Raw genomic sequence first — 16761 nt, 5'->3', positions numbered from 1 at the left:
GTTCTGACCTTAGGTAAGGTTTAATTGTCAATTTGAAAGACAGATTGCGTTTTTGTGATGGAAAACCCTAGTGCAGTATAAAACTTTTTTGCACCATCACGAATATCATTAGTACGCACTCGTAATGTTATCTTTTCACTTAAAGCCCACGCTTTCGCTTGTTCGACCAAAGCTCGCCCCGCACCTTTTAATCTGGCTTGATCCGATACAGACAAACCAAGGATTTCAATAAAGTCTGCTGAAGCCGCTCGAAAAGCATGCTGAGCATGCAGCCAGCCGATAAGTTGACCATTAAGTTCAGCAACCCAAACTTTGTCATTACTAGAGGCAAGCAATCGCTCAAGGCGTTTTATGGCAAGCTCTTCTGATACCGTGTTTTGATAACCTAATGCTGAAGCAACTTCAGCAATGGTCTTGGCGTCTTTCAATATAGCTAATCGAATATCCATTACTTCTTACTACGCCATTTATTCATCAGTTTGCACAAAACTTATTCACTCGGCGGCATGAACTGAGAGACATCAAGTTCATAAGATTTACCTAACCAGCTAACCCCTTGTGTGTGATCCACGTATTCGTTGCCTGTTAACGGATGCACAAACACATCTAACGATTGCCGGTTTAACATCAACCAGGGAATTATTTGACCAAACGTTTCTGCAGCAAAAGATAACTGACAGCTCCAAACCGGATGAGGTCCTACGGGCTGTTGATGGAAACGTCCTACGCGAATATCGAATAATTCAGCGGCTTGCTCCGCCAAATTCTTAGCCATTTTCATCCCCTCCTCATCAATATAATAAAGATGCGCATGAAAGGCTTTGATGTCATTGTGCAACGGAAAATGGCCCATAATGCCTCCTACCTTGTTTTTCCAAAATCAGTATCAAGCAGTGTAACATTACTTATCACGTGACCTTAGCCTCTTATTCAAAAGGCAGTATTACCAAGTAAGAAACAATCGCAACCTAAGCTACACGACCTAAGTCGTAGAGGATTATTGAATCGACTGTGTTACATTTAACGCAAACAACACTGACGCACCAGTCTAAATTCAGGTAATGTATGCAATGACGGTTTTCTGGATTCTGTTAGCCATCCTTTATGTTCTGGGCCTGTTCTGGATTGCCATCTGGGGCGATAAAGAAAGCCCGACAGCGAAAAAACTGACGCGGCATCCTCTAGTCTACAGCTTGTCTTTGGCGATCTATTGTACCGCTTGGACATTTTACGGTGCCATTGGCGAAGCGTCGCGCTCTGGTTGGAGCTATTTGCCCATTCTGTTGGGCTCTATTCTTTTGTACTTGTTTGCTTTCCCCTTATTACGCAAAATGATTACCGTTAGCCGCAAACAGAACATCACCTCCATTGCCGACTTTATTTCTTCTCGCTATGGCAAACGTCCAATGACTGCGCCATTGGTGATACTCATTAGTATGCTGGCAGTCATCCCTTATATTGCCTTGCAATTAAAGGCCATTGGCTCCAACTTTGCACTTTTTGTTAATCAAGACGAATCATCGACTAGTGTCGTGGTACTGATTGCCACTATTTTAATGGGCATATTTGCCATGTTATTTGGCACTCGAAAGGTAGAAGTTACGGAATATCGTTCGGGCATGATGTTGGCAATCGGCGCGGAGTCTTTGTTTAAAATCATCGCCATTGTTGCTGTCGGTTTGGTGGCCATCATGATGACGCAAGAATTGAATATCGATGAATTAGGCAAAAATGTCGATTTTTCAGTCTGGGGATCCGAACAATTTTTGTCCTTCCCCTTCTTGATGCAAACCTTCATGTCAGCAGCTGCGGTCATTTGTCTACCACGACAATTTCACGTTACAGTTGTCGACCATCAAAATAACCAACAGTCCAACACAGCACGCTGGTTATTCCCTCTGTATTTGTTAATTTTTGCCGTCATCATCCCGCCCATAGCTATTGCAGGGCAGAGCTTGTTTTCTGCTGACATTAATCCAGATACTTACGTTATTCAGTTCGCTTTAGTCTCAGACAACCTCCCTCTGCAAATGTTGATCTTTCTTGGCGGTATGTCAGCTACCACAGCAATGATCATCATTGCCACGTTTGCCCTTAGCATCATGATCAGTAACGATGTTATCTTGCCACTGATGCTGGCTCGCGCCAGTGCCCAGCAACAAGCTTTGCCCCTTTATCGACGACGCATATTAATGATTCGCCGCTTTGCCATGGTAGGAATTCTTGTTCTCTCCTTTCTGTATTACCAAAAAATGGCCAACAATGAATCTTTGGCAGGCACGGGTATCTTGGCCTTCTCATTGGTCTTACAACTAATGCCTGCAGTATTAGGTGGCTTATATTGGAAGCGCGCTCACGCACATGGTGTGTATGCAGGTTTAACACTGGGCTTCTTGGCATGGATGCTTTTAATGATGTTGCCATTGGCAGGCAACATGGACTGGGCGTTGTATAGCGCTCAATCTCGTTCTGAATTAATCAGTTATGGGGCTTTTATTAGTCTATTGGCAAATATTTTTGGTTACGTCGTGGAGCTCGTTACTGGCTACTGAACGTTTAATTGATCGAATTCAAGCAACGGCTTTTGTCAGCCCAACTACCGAACTGGAAAAAGGCTTTTTCAAGCCCAAAAGCAAAGCCACCAATGGCGATTTCTTCGTGCTACTGGAAACCTTTTTGGGCAAACAAAAAAGCCAGCAAGTCCTATCAAGTTTTGAGCAAGATTATAGTCAGGGTATACCCTCTAACGCGGCACCAAATCGTTTATTTGTTGATTATTGTGAACGTATATTAGGTGGCGTCTTGGGAGGCTCATCGGCCCGCACCATTATCAATTCCATCTTGATCGATAAACAAATCAAGGTAGAAGAAATGGTCACCTACTTGGATGAGACCACCCAGGCTATCCAATTTAGCCAGAATCTATTGTTCGTTTCCATGGACAATCTAGATCAAGGCATTAGCGTGGTTGATAAAGAACTAAGAATCGTTGCGTGGAACAAAACGTATCTTTCTCTCTACCCTTATCCAGAAGGCATGCTAAAAGTCGGTTTACCCGTTGAAGACCTAATTCGCTTCAATGCAGAACGCGGTGAATGCGGTGTCGGTGATATCGAAGAACTGGTTAATAAGCGTTTAGAACACCTAAGGAAAGGCACAACTCACCGTTTTCTGCGCCGCAGAGCAAGTGGTCGCGTCATCGAAATGGTCGGCAACCCGCTACCTGATGGCGGTTTCGTTACCAGTTTCACTGATGTGACGGAGCACATTGAAAGTCAACAAGCGCTAAAAGAAGCCAACATAGATCTAGAAAAGCGGGTTGAAGCTCGTACCGTAGAAGTGCAAGGTGTAAACAATGAACTGATGCAGGAGATCGAACGTCGTAATCAAGCAGAAAAAGCACTTATTAGTGCCAAAGCAGAAGCAGAACAAGCCAATGCTTCTAAGACTGAATTTCTTGCCTTAGCCAGCCATGATATTTTACAGCCACTTAACGCTGCCAAACTTTATATGGGCATTTTGCAATCAACCGAACTCCCCCATGATACCAATCAAGTCATCGGGAAACTGTCCGATTCATTAGAATCCACCGAAGCTCTTATCTCAACATTGCTTGAAATTGCACGTCTAGATCAAGGGGCGATTCAACCTAAATTAGTCGACTGTAACTTACTCGATATTCTAGCCCCGATCGTAGCGGAATTTGGTGTCATCGCTGAGAGTAAAAACATCAGATTAACGACCCATTTACGACCTTTTAGAGTGCACACAGACCCTATTTACCTGCGTAGAATCATACAAAATTTTGTCTCAAACGCCGTAAAATATACACAAAAAGGACGAGTATTATTAAGTGTTAGACCACGTTCAGGTGTCGTTTATTTACAGGTATGGGACACAGGTGTTGGCATTCCTGCAAGCGAGCAAAAGAAAATCTTTGACGACTTTTACCGTTGGGAAAACACCCAAGAGCCGGGCATGGGGTTAGGGTTAGGCTTGGTTCGCCGTATGCAAAAACAACTCGGATTAGCCACGGAAATACACTCTGTTCCCGGCAAAGGAAGCTGCTTCAGTATTGGTATACCCTTAGCTCAAAGTAACCATGTTACACATATACAAGCCCCGCAAGTCACAAAAACGTCCCATGAAAAGCTAGCGCATTGTTATGTCTGGTGCATCGATGATGAGAAAAACAACCTTATCGCCATGCATACACTACTCACCCATTGGCAATGCGATTGTCGTACCTTTAACCGCTATCACGATGCGCTAGAAGCCGAGGGCGAAGCAGAATTACTCTTGGTTGACTACCACCTTGATGATAACAAGGACGGTTTATCTTTGATCAAAGAGCTGCGCACACGAGCTGGAAAAACCATCCCTGCCGTCTTGATTACAGCCTTGCGCGACCCAGAACTGGTCGAGCTATGTAAGCAGCAACAAATCACTTATATGGCCAAACCTGCAAAACCCGCAAAATTACGGGCTTTGGTTCAACATATTCATCAACTAAGAGAGAGTACAAATAACAAACGTTAATCTTTAGCAGGCAGAGTTAAACCACAACCAGCGAGAATAATACTACTCACCGTATCACCAATACGCTGTAGATCTTCGTCTCCAAGCGACTCAATACCGCTTAAGGCCAGCACTTGGGCTTCAAAGTCAGCGTAATGTTGAGTTGTTGCCCATATCATATAAATCACACTAGCTGGATCACATTGACGCATTTTACCCGCATCCATCCAAGCTTGAAGCAATTCAACTCGAGACGAAAACCAAGGCCTAAGCTCTTCTTTTAAATAATCACCAATATGTAATGCGCCACTAATCACCTCCATGGCAAATAACCTTGAGGCGCCACCTTTCTCAAAGCTTTGCTTAAGTTTTACACGAATAAAGCTGTCTAACACCACAGCTGGATCGTCCTCTAGCGTCGCCTTATCAAACAAATCATTCCAGCCCATTAATGTCTGATCAAGTACCTGTTTGTACAGATTGGCTTTGGACTGAAAGTAATAAATGATGTTAGGTTTAGGCAACCCAGCACGTTCAGCGATATGCTGAAGACTTGCACCATTGTAGCCCTTCAAACCAAACTCGACTTCCGCGGCATCGAGTATTTTAACAAAGACTTCTTCACGATGATTTTGACGTTTGCTCATGGGGGAGTTAAGTCCTTATTTGTATTTTTGTGAACAGTACTAAAGCAAGACGCCCCCTCCCAACCTCCCCTTTAGCAGGGATAGTTTTGTCTCATTCCCTTATCCTTATGTCTTTGAAGGGAGGGTTAGGAAGGGGTTATTTCTATATTAAGCCAGTAAATCCGTTAACTCTTGTGCTGTTGATAGCTTGCCTTCATCTTCAATATTTGGAAAAACCGCAATAGTGACCTTAGCTGCCATCAACTTTGGCAACCAAATATCTTTAAACTCATCTAGTGTTATTGATACAGGATCACACTCTTCCCAATCTTCGGTCGCCCATTGTGCTGCAAATGCTTCATCTGGCCATACCATAACAAAGTTTCCCTCATCGGTTTCCCCCATGACGAAATCTTCTTCGATACTTAAACTCCATACCCCCCGTGGCTTTCGCTTGCTCAACAAAATACGCTAATCGTTCGCTATCAGGCGCGACCAATAATTGAACACGTTCATCCATCGATAATTCTTTCATTATTCAATCTCTTAATTAAAACGTTGTTTAAAAGTAAAGCACTTCATCTTCTGTTAAGGCACGGAACTCACCTGCTTGCATATCAGCATCCAGTGATAACGGTCCTATTTGATCGCGGTGAAGCTCTTCAACTTTATTACCGACGGCTGCCAACATACGTTTTACTTGATGATATTTACCTTCTTGAATCGTCAAGTAAATATCGCAATCGCTAATACGTTCAGCGACTGCTGGCAATGTTGGCTGCGATTCACCATTAAGCATCACACCGTCTTCCAGTCGTTTAAGATCGGCATCACTGATCGGGTCCGCTAACATCATACGATAGCGCTTGTTACAAGCATTACGTGGAGAGGTAATTCGATGTAGCCATTGACCGTCTGTTGTCAGTAGCAAAAGCCCCGTGGTGTCTTTATCAAGACGGCCAACAATTTTTAACTCTTGTCCTAGATGAGAAGGCAAAAGATCCAACACGGTTGGATGGTCTGAATCTTGGGTAGCACAAACATAACCCGCAGGTTTATGCAATAAATAGTACCCCTCAGACGGCCATGCTAACAGCTCATCATCAAGGCAAATTTGATCCCCTTCTTGCACAGTATAATTAGCTTTTTTAACCACAATACCATTCACCGTAACACGGCCTTTTGATGCCGCAATTTTGGCTGCTTTACGTGCCAAATCGGTCACGTGGGATAAATAAAAATCAAGTCTCAAGGGAATCGCCTATGGCTTTGTTTAAATTAAGAAAATACTTCGTGAGTGGTTTCAATTTCTTTATAGAAGAAGGTCGCGTTATGCAGCATACCATTCGCACTGCGCGTGTACCCAGGCACTTCACCAAACGGAATATAGCCCATATTAACGTACATGTCGTGAGCTATATCGTCGCTTCTCACTTCCAATATCAGTAGCTGACGCTGCAAAGAGGCGGCAACACGTTCAACCCCCTGCATCAACATACTACCGAGTCCATGCTCTCGCGCTTGCGTATGCACCATGAGTTTTTCCACATCACAGCGATGCAATGCATTGGCTTTAGGCGACATGGCAATTTGCACACTACCAACTACTTTATTGTCTTCACGAATCAATAAGACTTGACGAGCATTAGCTTGCAAATCATCGTTAACGCTTAACCAATAGGCTTTGGCTTCAGACTCGCTCATAGGTGGCAAAAAACCAATTGGCGCACCGGAATCAACCGCATCACAAAGTAATTCGATAAGATCATCTAGGTAAGGGTTAAGGTTGTCTACTTTGAGTAATTCCAAACTCTTTTCCTCGTCTTTTAGATAGATACAATAATACCTTAGCGAGGCTCCGTTAGGAAACGTCAACACGAATTAGGCAAACTAAAGCCATAAAAAAGGCGACTTACGCCGCCTTCCTAGATTCATAACGTGCTTTTTAAACATTTCCCATATAGCGCCCTGGCTTATGATTGACCGCAATAATCATATTTAATGCCACCGCGCCAATAACCGAAATAATAATCAAAGTGAAGTCCACCACGAACACAGACAACAGCACAATAGTACAATCAACGGCCATTTGGAATTTCCCCATGGAAATACCATATTTTTCAGCCAGATAACGCGCCAAGATATTCAGCCCACCCAAACTGGCATTATGACGAAACAGCATTAAAAAACCGACGCCCATCAAAAACCCACCAGCTACGCTGGCATAAAAAGGGTTCACCTGATCAAAGCTCACCAGCATAGGTGTAATATCCGCAAAAACAGACAGAGAAAATACCGATAAAAAGGTTTTGATGGTGAATTCCCAACCAAAATGCATAATCGCCAAAATATAGAAAGGAAGATTAATTAAGAAAAATGCTTGGCCAAAAGTTAAAGGTGTTGAATACTTCATCAAAAAAGCCAATCCTGCCGAGCCCCCCGTTAACAAACCTGTATGGGTGTAAAGGTTAACGCCCAAGGCGATAATCAAGGTACCAAGAAGCACTGCTTGGGCATCTTCAAGACGTGTGTGTTTTTGTACCTTAGGAAGTTCGACTGCTGACATGAATTCTCTCTAACCCGATAATAAAGTAAAAATAACGAGCATGGATTTTAGAGAAAAACCTTAATCAGACCAACATCAGCAACCAAAGCATTTTTCGCCCGTTTTTTATAAAGTGTCTTGTTTTTTGTACACTGGATTGGCACGAATTCGACCGATCACTTTCCCAACCACACGCCGTGGTGATACCCAGCCAATACGCTCTGATTGTAGGCTTTTATTACTTTCGCCCCCTAACCAAAGCTGACCATCTGGCGCAATATGCAGCACTTTTTTTACCATAAGACCATATAAAGCATGATCAACGACGACAAGATGACCCATTTTTAACTTACGGTACCAACGACTCGTAAAAACAAAATCCCCATTATGCAAGCTTGGCGACATGCTTTCGCCTTGTACTTTAATGAGACGAAACATATACCCTCCTTTTTAAATTTTAACCTTGTCGCAATATACTTTAACGGCATTCACACTAGGCATACGCCACGTCAAACCCAATCCATTTATCAAGACAGGTAATCACGCTATGTATCATGATCGCTATTCTCCTTCTTCATCTGTTTGCGCCAGCGCGCACACTGCTTATAAATAAAACCCCCAATAATGACGCCAGCAACCATCACCATAGCCAAAAGGTTCATAGGCTCACTCGACCAATCACCTGCTGAGTTCTGATGTGCTAGCGTAAAATGACTCATAAACAGACCCAAACCGCCCCATACAACTAAAAAAATAGGCCGCATTTTATCTCTCTTAGGCAAGTCATTAGTGACGCACAGCATTCTTAGGTACAGACACAACATTGGACAAGGCTTGCATCAACGCTTTACTTTGTGCCGAAACATGCTTGCTATGACTTTGAGTGAACAACTCCCATTCGAATCGAATATGCGTCGCGGTTCTCATGATTAAATTACGCTGCTCATCGCTCATATCAGGTCGAACAATGATAGTTTGTAAAAAGCTCACGGCGTTTTCATATTGAGTATTGGCCGACATAAAATCGCCTAATGCGGTATAGGACTCAGCAATGTTCAAAAAACTCACCGCCGCAGCGGCAACCGCCGATTCCGCATCTCGATAAAAATCTTCATCAAATGAGCGCTCGGCTTGCATCAATGCTTGTCGATTTAAATCCACAGCCTCTGAAAAAGCATGGTTTGAATAAGCTTTATTCGCTTGTCTTGTTAAACGTTCCCAGTCTTGCATAGTTCTCTCCACGATTGATGATGACACTGCAAATTAATTAATGAGAATCATTATCGTAAAAGAAACAAAATAAGTCCAGAAAATTTGAGAATGAATCTCATTTAAAATTGTTATCTTAAGAGAAACGAACTCATGGCTGTGACGACAGGGCGTAATCGAATGGGGAATTTAGACAAGAAACCGCCATCCGGAAGGATGGCTATTTCATAATAAGCGCTATTTCATGAAGAATAGCTATCAAGACTCACTGACAAAAACACCAGTACTACCACTCAATGCCAACTTGTGCTTTAACACCATTGGCAAACGCATGACGCTCATTGGCAATTTTACTGTGAGTATCGACACTGTCTAATAAAACCCGCGGAGCGGTACGTCCTGTCATCATCACGTTCTGATGAATGGGGCGCGCAGCCAAAGCAGCAATCAAATCCGCTTCATTTAAATAGCCATATTTGTACATATAAGTGATTTCATCCAACAAGACAAAATGCACACTTGGATCCGATAAAACGTCCTTGGCTAACGACCAAGCTTGCTCTGCCGCTTCTTGCTCTAATTCAGGATTACGTGTCTCCCACGTAAAGCCGTGACCCATAACATGAAAATCAACCAATGGATGCGAACCAAAAAACAACTGCTCCCCCGTGGCTTTGCGACCTTTAATAAATTGAATAACGGCACATCTTTGACCATGTCCCAAGGCGCGAGCCATGGTGCCAAACGCACTCGAGCTTTTGCCCTTACCATTCCCTGTAAGCAAAATAGTAACACCGCGCTCTTGCGTTGCAGCCGCTATACGTTGATCGACAACCGCTTTTTTCTTCAATAAACGCGCTTCATTTTTTGCACTTTGTTCTGCTTCTTGCTCTGAGCTTTTTTTCTCATCCGTCATACTGTATCTCTTTTTTATGCTATTTCTTCTTGTACTATTTTTTCTTGTACAACAACCAACTTGGATAATACAAATCTTTATGTATCGCAAAGACCCTTAGTATAAAGACCAAAGCCACGGCGTAAATCGAGTTAAACTCATGTGTCGGTATGTTTTTTTCAAGTAACACTAACAGCAGAGCGCCCAAAAACGCTGGCGTAGCATAAAACTCTCGCCCTAAAACCAATGGTGGACGATGACTTAACACATCACGAATAATGCCCCCCGCCACACCGGTGATAATCCCCATGGTAATGGCAATAGTGGGTGGAAAACCAAGCAGCAAAACTTTCTCTGTTGCCACCACAGTAAACAACGCCAAGCCAAAGGAATCAGCGTAATGGAAAACCGTTTGCCTGTCCTCAATAAAGCGCACGGTAAAAAACGCCAGCGTTGAAGACAAAAACGCCACCCATAAATAGGACGTGTCCTTCACCCAATAAACCGTTTCAACCGATAAGACCGTGTCTCGAATCGTACCGCCCCCTAGGGACGTTACCATACCAAGAAACACAACACTAAAAAGGTCCATGTCTTTTTTACCAGACGAAATAACCCCTGTTATTGCAAACGCAGCAATCCCAAACATACCCAACAGATACAGTAACATCTTGAATTTTTTCTCAATCGAACTTAAGACGATTTGGCGAACACCAAACCCAACATCTAAACAGCACCCATCACTGATTAGATACCCAATCTCCCGCACCTAAGCGCTTTAACACCACAAAATCACCTTGAATAGACAACTCCGTTACACTGCTAAACCCTACATCAATTCGATGGCATTGCTCTAAAGGCCAATGGCAGAGCATACTAACGAAAACCTTAATGACACCAGAATGAGCCACCAACACACAGTTCTCCATCGGCAAATCTTTCACCGATAACCACCAGCTCCACACACGATCCGCCACAACTTGCAGTGACTCGCCATGATACGGCGCAGCATGCACAATGTCCTCAGCCCAAATATCAATGTCCTGTTTTGGAATGTCTTGCCAACACAAGCCCTCCCAATGACCAAAATCCAGCTCCCTTAATGCCTCAACAACCTGTGATCTACCCTCGCCAATATACTCGGCTAATCGTGATGCTCGGCTTAATGGGCTGTGAAAACACCGATTCGACTCACCATCAAACTCAATGGGCAAGGCTTGTTTTAAAGCTTGCGCTCCCACTTCCCAACCCGCAGCCAATGGCACATCCATATCGCCATAACACAAGCCCTTCTTAACATCAGGCTTTGGATGACGAATCAAATACAGTTTCATGAGTAGGACACCAGCAAACACAGAATAACGAAAATCTCGCCAATTTGCTCACTGGCCCCCAACGTGTCGCCATTAAAACCAGCGATTTTTTTACGCAAATAAAGTCGCATCAAAAAAATTAACACGGCAGTAAAAATGAACATCACGATCATATCAAGTAAGCTAAAGGCCAATACACCAACTAGCACACAAGGCGCTAAAGCAAGCAGCCACTGACCTGACTCTAACTTAGCAATCATACTCGATGCCTTACTTTGCCCCATGCTCACATACGCTAACGTATTCATGAGCACGATAGGGATAAATCGAGCGATGACATGCACAGCGCACCAACCACTTAGGGTATAAATAAACCCCAAAAAGGAACTGGGAATAACATTCAACAACTCACTGAGTAGCGCCCACTTCAAAGACAAAGAAAACCAAATAGACAAAGCGGCATAACTCCCGATACGAGAATCCTTCATGATCGCTAAGCGCTGCTCTTTGTCCCAACCACCGACTAAACCATCACAGCTGTCCATCAAGCCATCTTCATGAAAGCCCCCCGTCAGCAACACCGCCGTCAGCAACATCAATAACGCCTGTAATGAAGCTGACCAATCAAACCATAATGGCCAAGCACTCAAGAGCCCCAACCAATAATCCAATCCACGGCAAAAAGCACACCGCTGGGATGTGCTTTATATTGTCATCCCAATCAACTTTTAATGGAATGCGAGTATAGGTAACAACACTACGTTTAAAGCCCTGCCAATAAGGACCAATAATCATGCCTTTCATGTCTGTTTATTTTAACCTAGTTATTGCTGATTCAGCCCTATGCCGATGATTTATTGCTCAGAACCGCTAACGCCTGCGCTTTCAAAACTTGCCATGTTTTTTAAAAACAAGCAGGCGCTCTGGATTAAAGGATACGCCAAAATGGCACCAGAGCCCTCTCCCAAACGCAGATCCAACGATAAAATTGGCTCTGCTTGTAAATGATCAAGCAGCAGCTTGTGGGCTTTTTCATTGGATTGATGGGCAAAAATCGCATAGTCACGCACATGCGGCGCGATCTTCTGAGCAAACAATAACGCCACAGAGCAAATAAACCCATCTACCACAAAGGCGGTTTGACGCTGAGCCGATTGCAACATAGCGCCCGCCATAGCAAGAATTTCAAAGCCGCCGACTTGCTCCGCAAGAGTTTGCGCACTCCATGCGGATCGTTTTTGACCAGTGACCTGTTCCGCTCGAGTCAAAGATTGCTCAATAACCTGTGCTTTATGGGAAACACCCGCAGAATCCAACCCCGTTCCACGACCCGCGCAGTCTATCGCACTCACGCCTATCAACGCCGTCATCATACAAGAAGACACACAAGTATTACCGATGCCCATTTCGCCGAACATCAACAAATTCACACCATCATCAATAGCAAGATTGGCTTCATCAACACCTGCCTGAATGGCTTTTTCCAACTCATGACTTGTCATCGCGGCTTGTTGACTGAAATCTTTCGAAGAAAATGCCACTTTACGTATGCCCAACAGCGGGTGTTCATTCAGTTGTGCATTCACACCCACATCGACAACACGTAACGGCACATTGTGTTGAGCACAAAACACGCTCACCGCCGCACCGCCCATTAAGAAGTTCATCACCATTTGCGGGGTAACTTCTTGAGGAAACAGACTAATGCCCTGCGCCACCACACCATGATCCGCGGCAAAGACGATCATTTTTGGCTTAGAGACATTGGGAATCAATGTTTGCTGGATTTTACCAAGCTGAAAAGCAATGCTTTCTAAATCCCCTAATGCCCCTAATGGCTTCGTTTTATTGTCGATCTTGTGCTGTAACTCGGTTTCAATCACCGCAGAAGGCGCTTGGATACTAAACTGTTTAAACACGCTTTGTGTCCTCTAGACTTTGGCTTTAACAGCACGTTGACGCACGACTTCGTAGAGACAAACGCCAGTCGCAACAGACACATTCAAACTAGAAACCACACCCGCCATCGGCAGCTTCACCAAATAGTCACATTGTTCACGAGTCAAACGACGCATGCCATCCCCTTCTGCGCCCATAACAATGGCCGTCGGTATGGTTAAGTCTTGCTCGTAAATGGTTTGTGTCGCTTCCCCCGCGGTGCCGAAAATCCATACACCTTGGTCTTGTAACTTTTTCATAGTGCGAGCTAAGTTGGTCACCGCATAAACCGGTATACTTTCAGCGGCGCCGCAAGCTACCTTGCTTACCGTTGCATTCAATGGCGCAGAATTGTCCTTTGGCATCACAACCGCATGGGCACCAGCGGCATCAGCACTACGCAAACAGGCCCCCAAGTTATGCGGGTCTGTTACGCCGTCAAGAATAATGATCAATGGGTTCTCATCTAAACCTGCCACTAACGTGTGCAAATCCGCCTCGTTACCGGCTTTGTTCATCGTGGTATAAGCGACGACACCCTGGTGAACCACTCGATCTTTGGTGGCCGTAAATAATTGATCTAGGTCGCGACGAGGCACCACACTGTGGCGCACTTTTGCGGTTTTACACAACTGCATTAAACGCTGAGTTTTCTTATCATCACGGCCTTCTTGAAAACGCACCTCTTTGATACGTTCTGGCTGCTGATTCAACGCATTTTCCACGGCATGTATGCCGTATATCCATTCTAAATCTGACATTGTTTTCTCTATCAATTAGGGGGACTGAATCCCCCTATTATTCCAATCAATCTTTCGCGCGTGGCTTGGCGTTATTCTTTTTCGGCTTCTTTGGTTTCTTTGGTTTTTTCGGCTTTTTCACCGCTGACGCTGGCTTACCACTCGCAGCTGCAGCAGTAGACGATTTTTTCTGTCTAACACGTTTGCCTTTAGAAACTGGTGAACGACGCTTTTTCTTCGCTTTTCCGTCTGATTCTTTGCCTTCTTGTGCCGCTTTGCCCTCTTTGGACTTAGTGCTTTGAGCTTTATCGACAGACTTAGGCTTAGGGCGGCCACCCAGCTCAATAGGCGGTAACTGAGCTAGTTGCATTTCCAGCTCGGACATTTCATTACGTTCTACTTTTTTACGTGGTTGACGAGTGGTATTCTCATCCAAACTCAAATCAATTTTACGCTGTTCTAAATTGACACTCGCCACACGTACTTTCAAGGTGTCGCCAAGACGGAAAACTCGACCAGTGCGTTCACCGATAATCGCCTGATGCTCTATGTCATGAACAAAATAATCTTGTCCAAGCCCTGATATATGCACCAAACCATCAACGAACAAACCTTGCAGTTCAACAAACAAACCAAACGACGTTACCGCCGTGACAACCCCCTCAAAGGCTTCACCCAAATGCTGTTCAACGTATTGGCATTTCAGCCAAGCCTCTACGTCACGAGTAGCCTCATCGGCACGACGCTCGGTCAGAGAACAAGATTCACCTAAGCTGTCCATATCGGCATCGGTATAGCCATAAATTTTACGCGCTTTAATTTCTAAACTGCCCGCCACACGATGCGCCTGACGCACCGCGGGTCGACCTTCGCCACGAATCAAATACCGAATCGCACGGTGCACCAACAAATCAGGATAACGACGAATAGGCGATGTAAAATGCGTATAAGCTTCATAATTCAGACCAAAGTGACCCAAATTATCCGGCTGATACACGGCCTGTGACATAGAACGCAGCATCATAGTTTGAATACTGCGGGCGTCTGCACGGTCTTTTATCGCTTCCGATAACGCTGCGTAATCGGCCGGAGTCGGCTTGGTGCCACCGGTTAACTCCAATCCCAGCAAACCCAAATAAGTACGAAGGGTCAACAAACGATCGTCTTTTGGCCCTTCATGAACACGATACAAGGCAGGCAGATTGGCTTTCATAAGAAGCTCAGCGGTCGCCACGTTGGCACACAACATACACTCTTCAATCAGTTTGTGTGCATCATTACGTTCGACCGGAATAATGTGCTCAATCTTCGAGTTTTCATCGAACACCATGCGCGTTTCAACGGTATCAAACTCCATCGCACCGCGTTCATCACGAGCACTTCTCAGTGTTTGGTACAAACCATTTAAATCATCAATATGCGACACAATAGACGCGTAACGCTCACGCAATTCAATGCCTTGTTCTTCTGGCTCAGCAGCGATCATTTTCGCCACTTTTGAATAGGTCAAACGGGCATGGGAACGAATCACACCTTCATAAAATTTGTAGCCGCGCATCTTGCCTTTGGTGGTTAACGAAATCTCTGCCACCATGACCAAACGATCTACATCAGGGTTTAAAGAGCACAAACCATTCGACAATACCTCTGGCAGCATAGGAATAACGCGACCAGGGAAATACACAGAGTTACCGCGCACAATCGCTTCTTCATCTAAAGCAGTGTCTTTCTTCACATAATGAGACACATCGGCAATCGCCACGAACAGCTTCCAACCACCCGGTGTTTTTTCACAATACACAGCATCATCAAAGTCACGAGCGTCTTCACCATCGATCGTCACAAAAGGCGTATCGCGCAAATCAATACGATGCGCTTTATCTTCTTCTGCCACTTCGGTGCTTAAATTCTTGATTTGTTTTTCAACCGCAGCGGGCCATTCATGAGGGATCTCATAACGGTGCATAGCCACTTCGATTTCAACACCTGGCGCCATAAAGTCGCCAAGCACTTTTTTTACTAGACCTTGAGCTGGCTTACCACGTTCCGCATAGGAGACGATTTCAGCCAACACATATTGCCCGTGTTTCGGCGACAAACCGGAATCGGTAGTAATCAAGATATCTTGGGCGATACGAGGATTTTCTGGCGTAACGAAAGCCGCACTGCTGCCGTCGCGATGGGTTTCTTGATAAAAACGCCCTACTAACTGGCTGTGCTTGCGTTCTATAACTTCAACCACGACACCATCTAAGCGACCTTTAACGCTGCGACCAGACAGTCGCACTTTTACTTTATCGCCGTCCATCACATTTTGCATTTGACGGGCCGATAGAAAAATATCGTCATCACTCTGACGCAACAAGAAGCCATGGCCTTCTTTATTACCTTGAACGTAACCCTCAATTAGATCACTTTCTAAAATCGGCGAGTATTCGTCATTTTGATTGCTGGTCATTTGATTGTCTCGGCACATGGCGATGAGACGACGACGGAGGGCTTCAATTTCGTCTTCGCCAGTCAGCGAAAACTCTTTGCATAACTCTAAATGCCCCATGCTTTTATTCTGGGTGGCAAGAAATTCTAAAATGAATTCGCGGCTTGGTACGGGGTTATCGTACTTAGACGCTTCTCGCTGCATATGTGGATCGTTAATTTTATTATTACTCAATGTATTTTTATCCTTGGTTTTATCAATAAGACGCCCTTTTATAAAATAGAAATATGAACATCTCACTATTCAGAGCATTTGTCGTACTTAGCTATCAACTCTAGCCTGCCACTGACGCGCTCAATTAATGGTCATTATAGAGCATATTCACCAAATACTCTTCAAGTTCGCGCTGCTCTTAGCATTATCTGCACACTCTATCGGGATAAATTTGGTAATAACACAACAAACCTGTCTTATAACTCGTTATTGGAGTATTTTTTTCCACTGTTCCTTAAGTCATTTTCGACTAAACGAAATATTTTG

The 16761-nt window shown here is 44.4% G+C and carries 21 protein-coding genes; 2 read left to right on the top strand and 19 right to left on the bottom strand.

Annotated features, from left to right (window positions below; genetic code table 11):
* Nucleotides 1–20 precede the first annotated feature (20 nt).
* Both AC0L6V_RS00545 and AC0L6V_RS00540 read right to left on the bottom strand, forming a co-directional pair.
* On the bottom strand, nucleotides 21–449 hold the full coding sequence (locus tag AC0L6V_RS00545; RefSeq protein ID WP_265216779.1) for a GNAT family N-acetyltransferase: 429 nt from the start codon (nucleotides 447–449) through the stop codon (nucleotides 21–23).
* 41 nt (nucleotides 450–490) lie between these two features.
* Nucleotides 491–853: a DOPA 4,5-dioxygenase family protein gene (locus AC0L6V_RS00540; RefSeq protein WP_265216778.1), complete on the bottom strand. Its 363-nt coding sequence runs from the start codon at nucleotides 851–853 to the stop codon at nucleotides 491–493.
* Nucleotides 854–1070: 217 nt separating this feature from the next.
* On the opposite strand from AC0L6V_RS00540, the gene AC0L6V_RS00535 reads away from it, so the two are divergent.
* Nucleotides 1071–2552, top strand: a complete 1482-nt coding sequence (locus tag AC0L6V_RS00535) for an SLC5/6 family protein (protein WP_418138671.1) — start codon at nucleotides 1071–1073, stop codon at nucleotides 2550–2552.
* Nucleotides 2518–4539, top strand: coding sequence for a hybrid sensor histidine kinase/response regulator (locus AC0L6V_RS00530; RefSeq protein ID WP_418138670.1), 2022 nt, complete (start codon nucleotides 2518–2520; stop codon nucleotides 4537–4539). The genes AC0L6V_RS00535 and AC0L6V_RS00530 overlap by 35 nt, the downstream gene beginning before the upstream one ends.
* On the opposite strand, the gene AC0L6V_RS00525 is transcribed toward AC0L6V_RS00530, so the two are convergent.
* The 17 genes from AC0L6V_RS00525 to rnr all read right to left on the bottom strand — a co-directional run bounded on the left by AC0L6V_RS00525 (nucleotide 4536) and on the right by rnr (nucleotide 16425).
* On the bottom strand, nucleotides 4536–5165 hold the full coding sequence (locus AC0L6V_RS00525) for a TetR/AcrR family transcriptional regulator (protein WP_265216774.1): 630 nt from the start codon (nucleotides 5163–5165) through the stop codon (nucleotides 4536–4538). The genes AC0L6V_RS00530 and AC0L6V_RS00525 overlap by 4 nt on opposite strands.
* A 147-nt stretch (nucleotides 5166–5312) precedes the next feature.
* Nucleotides 5313–5549, bottom strand: coding sequence for a DUF2750 domain-containing protein (locus tag AC0L6V_RS00520; RefSeq protein WP_265216773.1), 237 nt, complete (start codon nucleotides 5547–5549; stop codon nucleotides 5313–5315).
* Nucleotides 5533–5679 carry a hypothetical protein gene (locus AC0L6V_RS00515; RefSeq protein WP_265216771.1) on the bottom strand — a complete coding sequence of 49 codons (147 nt, stop codon included), beginning with the start codon at nucleotides 5677–5679 and terminating at the stop codon, nucleotides 5533–5535. Before AC0L6V_RS00515 ends, AC0L6V_RS00520 begins: the two co-directional genes overlap by 17 nt.
* 27 nt (nucleotides 5680–5706) lie before the next feature.
* Nucleotides 5707–6396, bottom strand: a complete 690-nt coding sequence (locus AC0L6V_RS00510; RefSeq protein WP_265216770.1) for a pseudouridine synthase — start codon at nucleotides 6394–6396, stop codon at nucleotides 5707–5709.
* Between the two features lie 26 nt (nucleotides 6397–6422).
* Nucleotides 6423–6953, bottom strand: a complete 531-nt coding sequence (locus AC0L6V_RS00505; RefSeq protein WP_265216769.1) for a GNAT family N-acetyltransferase — start codon at nucleotides 6951–6953, stop codon at nucleotides 6423–6425.
* A 136-nt stretch (nucleotides 6954–7089) separates the two neighbouring features.
* On the bottom strand, nucleotides 7090–7710 hold the full coding sequence (locus AC0L6V_RS00500) for a YitT family protein (protein ID WP_409419196.1): 621 nt from the start codon (nucleotides 7708–7710) through the stop codon (nucleotides 7090–7092).
* Between the two features lie 105 nt (nucleotides 7711–7815).
* A complete protein-coding gene (locus AC0L6V_RS00495) occupies nucleotides 7816–8127 on the bottom strand; it encodes a S24/S26 family peptidase (RefSeq protein ID WP_265216768.1) in 312 nt (103 codons plus the stop codon).
* A 107-nt stretch (nucleotides 8128–8234) separates the two neighbouring features.
* A complete protein-coding gene (locus AC0L6V_RS00490) occupies nucleotides 8235–8453 on the bottom strand; it encodes a hypothetical protein (protein ID WP_265216767.1) in 219 nt (72 codons plus the stop codon).
* Nucleotides 8454–8475: 22 nt separating this feature from the next.
* The gene (locus AC0L6V_RS00485) at nucleotides 8476–8919 is read right to left on the bottom strand and encodes a tetratricopeptide repeat protein (protein ID WP_111606359.1); all 444 of its coding nucleotides are present in this window, start codon (nucleotides 8917–8919) and stop codon (nucleotides 8476–8478) included.
* Between the two features lie 265 nt (nucleotides 8920–9184).
* A complete protein-coding gene (cobO, locus tag AC0L6V_RS00480) occupies nucleotides 9185–9814 on the bottom strand; it encodes a cob(I)yrinic acid a,c-diamide adenosyltransferase (protein WP_265216766.1) in 630 nt (209 codons plus the stop codon).
* Between the two features lie 34 nt (nucleotides 9815–9848).
* Complete coding sequence (locus AC0L6V_RS00475; protein ID WP_111606361.1) at nucleotides 9849–10463, bottom strand: trimeric intracellular cation channel family protein; 615 nt, start codon at nucleotides 10461–10463, stop codon at nucleotides 9849–9851.
* Between the two features lie 70 nt (nucleotides 10464–10533).
* On the bottom strand, nucleotides 10534–11127 hold the full coding sequence (locus AC0L6V_RS00470) for a histidine phosphatase family protein (protein ID WP_265216764.1): 594 nt from the start codon (nucleotides 11125–11127) through the stop codon (nucleotides 10534–10536).
* A complete protein-coding gene (locus AC0L6V_RS00465; protein WP_418138669.1) occupies nucleotides 11124–11756 on the bottom strand; it encodes an adenosylcobinamide-GDP ribazoletransferase in 633 nt (210 codons plus the stop codon). Before AC0L6V_RS00465 ends, AC0L6V_RS00470 begins: the two co-directional genes overlap by 4 nt.
* Entirely contained in the window at nucleotides 11731–11910 is a 180-nt protein-coding gene (locus AC0L6V_RS00460) for a hypothetical protein (protein WP_418138668.1), read from the bottom strand. The genes AC0L6V_RS00465 and AC0L6V_RS00460 overlap by 26 nt, the downstream gene beginning before the upstream one ends.
* Before the next feature lie 50 nt (nucleotides 11911–11960).
* Complete coding sequence (gene cobT / locus AC0L6V_RS00455; protein WP_265216761.1) at nucleotides 11961–13025, bottom strand: nicotinate-nucleotide--dimethylbenzimidazole phosphoribosyltransferase; 1065 nt, start codon at nucleotides 13023–13025, stop codon at nucleotides 11961–11963.
* A 12-nt stretch (nucleotides 13026–13037) separates the two neighbouring features.
* On the bottom strand, nucleotides 13038–13805 hold the full coding sequence (rlmB, locus tag AC0L6V_RS00450) for a 23S rRNA (guanosine(2251)-2'-O)-methyltransferase RlmB (protein WP_111606365.1): 768 nt from the start codon (nucleotides 13803–13805) through the stop codon (nucleotides 13038–13040).
* Nucleotides 13806–13851: 46 nt separating this feature from the next.
* Nucleotides 13852–16425 (bottom strand): ribonuclease R, encoded by a 2574-nt coding sequence (gene rnr, locus AC0L6V_RS00445; RefSeq protein WP_418139057.1) that lies wholly within the window; start codon nucleotides 16423–16425, stop codon nucleotides 13852–13854.
* Nucleotides 16426–16761 lie beyond the last annotated feature (336 nt).

This window comes from Marinomonas sp. G8-14 (genome assembly GCF_055808935.1).
The sequence above is the reverse complement of the archived record's forward strand: the minus strand, read 5'-3'. Positions and strand labels throughout refer to the sequence as shown.